The sequence below is a fragment of the Dietzia cercidiphylli genome (assembly GCF_014145145.1).
GTDB classification, from domain to species: Bacteria; Actinomycetota; Actinomycetes; order Mycobacteriales; family Mycobacteriaceae; genus Dietzia; species Dietzia natronolimnaea.
In genome coordinates, this window is record NZ_JAALEA010000202.1 from 1 (window position 1) to 4189 (window position 4189).

General features: G+C 68.1%; 4 protein-coding genes. 2 read left to right on the plus strand and 2 right to left on the minus strand.

The genetic code is table 11. From position 1 onward, the window contains the following. The first annotated feature begins 339 nt into the window (after positions 1–339). Complete coding sequence (locus G6028_RS07975) at positions 340–1989, plus strand: sodium:solute symporter family protein (protein ID WP_422110527.1); 1650 nt, start codon at positions 340–342, stop codon at positions 1987–1989. 14 nt (positions 1990–2003) lie between these two features. Continuing rightward, entirely contained in the window at positions 2004–2135 is a 132-nt protein-coding gene (locus tag G6028_RS17635; protein WP_218873259.1) for a putative transporter small subunit, read from the plus strand. Between the two features lie 78 nt (positions 2136–2213). On the opposite strand, the gene G6028_RS07980 is transcribed toward G6028_RS17635, so the two are convergent. Beyond that, positions 2214–3020: a glycosyltransferase gene (locus G6028_RS07980; RefSeq protein ID WP_182658558.1), complete on the minus strand. Its 807-nt coding sequence runs from the start codon at positions 3018–3020 to the stop codon at positions 2214–2216. Between the two features lie 168 nt (positions 3021–3188). Then, a partial coding sequence (locus tag G6028_RS07985; protein WP_182658559.1) for an alpha-hydroxy-acid oxidizing protein occupies positions 3189–4189 on the minus strand: 1001 nt, incomplete at its 5' end.

The following is a 4189-nucleotide window of genomic DNA, read 5'->3' on the forward strand; positions in this document are numbered from 1 at the left end:
GGGCGAGCGGATGTGGAGCGGGTGGACGGGCGAGCGGATGTGGAGTGGGGACGAGCACGCGACCCGCGCGCGAGGGCGTGCGATGCCGTTTGCATGCCGTTTGGGGATTTCCTCCAGCAAAAGCCTGGTCGAGGCCCGGAACTTCGCGGATAGTGCTCCATGCACTTGGCCATCCGCACAACGCCGTCCCCACGTCGATTCTTCGTTAAGGCGGTGCATTCACTAGGCTCAGCGTGTTCACATGACAAATGAAGAGGGAGAGGGGCAGATTTGCTGAGCTCTACAGCGCTGAGCGCAACGGCCGTGGTTCTACTTCTGGTGTTGTTCTACGGCGGCACCATGGTCATGTCCACGCGGATCGCCAAGAGGAAAGAGAACGCCGACAGTTTCATGACCGCCGGCCACAAGATCGGGTTCGGGATCTCGGCCGCGTCGATGACCGCCACGTGGATCTGGGCGTCCTCCATGTACGCCTCGGTCAACTCCGGATACCTCTACGGCATTTCAGGGCCGATCCACTACGGGTTCTGGGGAGCCCTGATGATCCTGTTCATCTATCCCTTCGGTAAACGCATCCGCGAGGTCGCCCCGCAGGCGCACACTCTCGCGGAGGTCATGTTCGCCCGCCACGGTAGGTCCTCCCAGTTCATGCTGGCCGGATCCAATATCCTGGGTTCCGTCATCTCGTTGACGTCGAACTTCATCGCCGGCGGCGCGCTGATCTCGATGCTCAGCCCGTTCAGCTTCATCCAGGGCGTGATCGTGATCGCCGCGGGCGTCCTGCTCTACACGCTGTGGTCCGGTTTCCGCGCCTCCGTGCTCACCGACTTCGCGCAGGTACTGGCGATGCTCGGCGCGGTGATCATCATCGTGCCGTCGATGTTCTTCTTCCTCGGTGGAGTCGACCTGTTCACCACCGGGGCCCAGAACCTGACCCCGCAGCAGCAGTCGTTCTTCTCCTCGGATGCGTTCCTCAACCAGGGTGCTCCGTACATCGCTGCCGTCCTCGCCTACGCGATCGGCAACCAGACCATCGCGCAGCGACTGTTCGCGGTCCGCGAGGACCTGATCAGGCCGACCTTCATCACGGCGACCATCGGGTACGGCGCCACGATCATCGGCATCGGCATGGTCGGCGTGCTCGCCCTCTACGCGGGGATCGATCCCGTCGACGGCGACCCGAACAACGTGCTTCCCCAGGTGGCGGCCGAGTACCTGCCCGGTGTCCTGGTGGCGGTGTTCTTCATCATGATCATCGGTTCGCTGTCCTCCACCGCGGACTCGGACCTGTCCGCGATGTCGTCGATCGCGATGAGCGACCTGTACGGGCAGGGCATGCGCGGCCGTGGCACGGTGCCCAACCCCCGGGTGATGCTCATCGTCGGCCGGATCACCATGGTCCTGGCCACGGTGGCCGCCTTGTTCTTCGCCAACATCCGGTTCAACATCCTCGATCTGTTGGTGTTCGTGGGCGCGCTGTGGGGCGCACTGGTCTTCCCGGTGATCGCGAGCTTCTACTGGAAGAAGGTCACCAACTCGGCCTTCACCGTCTCCGTGCTGGTCGCCCTGGCGGTCTTCCTGCCCACTCGCTTCGGGCTGATCCCGGACTCCGGCGTGCTCGCATACGCCGTCGAGGCGCTCGCCGTGGTGGGTGTGGGCGTGGTCCTGGGCCTGATGGTGTTCGGCTTCCTGGGACTCAGGCCGGCGCTCGTCGTGGCTGTCGTCGCGGCCCTCGGCAGCGCGCCGTTCATCCTCGGCTTCCTGCGTGACTACGACACGCTCACGGCCTCACTCGTCGCGTACGCGGTCAGCACGATCGTCTGCGTGGCGATGTCGTACCGCAGTTCGATGGACTACGACTTCGACGAGATCGCGTTGGCCACCGCCGACTACGACACCGACGCGGTGGCGGAGGAGCTCGCCGACGCCGACGCCCGGAACACGGCCGAGAACAAGAACGATGACGACGACGACGTCGTCCGCGTCTAGGAGAGGAACTGCAGATGACACCGATACTTCTGACGATCTACGTCCTGATCTGGCCCGTGATCGTGGCCGGCGTCCTGGCCGTCCTGGTAGGAGCCTTCATCAGGGAGGCCGCCGAGGCCAAGCGGGACGGCGTGCCGATCATCTGAGCGTGCTCGACGGCACTACGCGTGTGCCCCCTCGCCGATTGCGGTGAGGGGGCACACCCGTGTCAGGAGCGGGGTCGGTCAGCTGTGGAAGATCCGTCGGTAGGCCGCGTTCATGGCGGGGGCGGGCAGACGCCGGTAGGCGTTGCGGGCGAGGTAGTTGGCCACGGCGCGGGGACGGGAGATCATGCCCGCGTCGAGGAGGGTGCGTTGAATGGTGCGCTCGGAGGCCGTGAGCTGGCGGCTCTTGCGACGGGAGAACTGAGCATCAGTGACGCGGAACTTCACCAGCGGTTCGGGCAGGTTGTGCAGGCGGTAGCCCGCGCCGATCAGGCGGATCATCAGGTCGTAGTCCTCCTGGTAGGGCACGTGGCGGTACCCGCCGACGGCGCGGATGGCGTCGGTGCGGGCCAGCAGGGACGGGTTGTTGACCGGGTTGTTGATGCGCGCGTAGCGGGCGATGTCCTCGTGCTCGGTGGGCAGGGCGCGCATGGCCTTCGGGTGCTCCGGGTCGGTGTCGAACTCGAGCATCGCCGAACCCAGGACGTCCACCCCGAGCGTGCGGGCGGCGTCGAGTTGCCGCTCGAACCGCTCGGGCAGGGAGATGTCGTCGGCGTCCTGGCGGGCGACCCAGCTGGTCCGGACCTCGTCGAACCCGCGTTGGGACGCCGCGGCGGCGCCGAGGTTCTGGGGTAGCGCGAACCGCTGCAGGTCCGGGGTGGAGTCCAGGACCTCACGCAGCGCGGGCGGCAGGGGACCGTCCTCCACCACGATCACCTCAGCCGGCTGAACCGTCTGCGCGTGCACACTGTCCAGGGCATCGCGGAGCTGCGAGGGCGCGATCGCGTGGTAGACGGTGAGCAGGACGGACAGTTCGGGGTCACGCATCGAGGTCCTCGCGGTCGGTCTGGGGGCGGGCAGGGTGCCGACGCCTGCGAGCAGTATCGCGGAGACCGAGGGTCTTTTCCGTCAGGCGTACCGCGAGGCGGTGGGTGGCCGGAGCAGTGGCGGGTGGCCGGGAGCAGCGGCGGATGGACAGGAAGAGCGGCGTCCGCCTCAGGCCAGGAGCGAGGCGTCCACGTCGTCCCACGAGCTCGCGCCACACAGGGACAGCGTGAGGTCGATCTCCGCGAGCAGGTTGTCGAGCACCTCGCCCACCCCCCGCTGCCCGGCGATGGCGAGCCCGTAGATGTGCGGCCGGCCGATCGTCACGGCGTCCGCGCCGCACGCCATGGCCTTGACCACGTCCGTGCCGTTGCGGATGCCGGAGTCCAGCAGCAGGGTCGGCTCGGGGCCGACGGCCTCGCGGATGCGCACGAGGGCGTCCAGCGTGCCGATGGACCCGTCCACCTGGCGGCCCCCGTGGTTGGAGACCATGACCGCGTCGACGCCCATGTCGAAGGCCCGCTGGGCGTCCTCCGGGTGCAGGACGCCCTTGAGGACGACCGGCAGTCGCGTCCGGTCCCGCAGCGTGGCGATGTGGTCCCAGTTCAGCGCCGGGTTGGAGAACGTGTCGAGAAAGGTCTGGACGGCGGCGCGGGTCTCGGGGGCGGTGAGGTTCCTGCGGAACGCGCCCGGGTGGTTCCGGGCCATCTCGAGCAGCGTCACGACGGCCTTCGGCGTGACCTTGACCGCGTCGGGGTCCGTGCCGGCGCCGGCGGCGGCCTCACGCGCGACCCGGTCGGCCACCATCTCGGCGAAGCGGGGGTCGGAGGTGTACTGGGCGATCCCGACCCCCCTCGTGAACGGGAGCGATCCCAGGTCGAGATCCCACGGCCGCCAGCCGAGCGTCGTGGTGTCGAGGGTGACGACCAGCGCCCCGGCGCCCGCGGCCTCCGCCCGGGAGATGAAGCTGTCGACAAGCTGCTCGTCCCTGCTCCAGTACAGCTGGAACCAGCGCGGCCCGTCCTTCATCGCCGCGGCAGTGGCCTCCATCGGCGACGAGCCCTGGGAGGACAGGATGTACGGCAGTCCGCGCTCGGCCGCGGCGCGCCCGATGTGGACGTCGGCGTCGCGGCGCACCAGGCCCGCGGCGCCGATCGGTGCGACCAGGACGG

Coding starts and splice junctions, on each gene's coding strand:
- G6028_RS07975 (WP_422110527.1), top strand. CDS start 340: ATGGTCATGTCCACGCGGATCGCCAAGAGGAAAGAGAACGCCGACAGT.
- G6028_RS17635 (WP_218873259.1), top strand. CDS start 2,004: ATGACACCGATACTTCTGACGATCTACGTCCTGATCTGGCCCGTGATC.
- G6028_RS07980 (WP_182658558.1), bottom strand. CDS start 3,020: ATGCGTGACCCCGAACTGTCCGTCCTGCTCACCGTCTACCACGCGATC.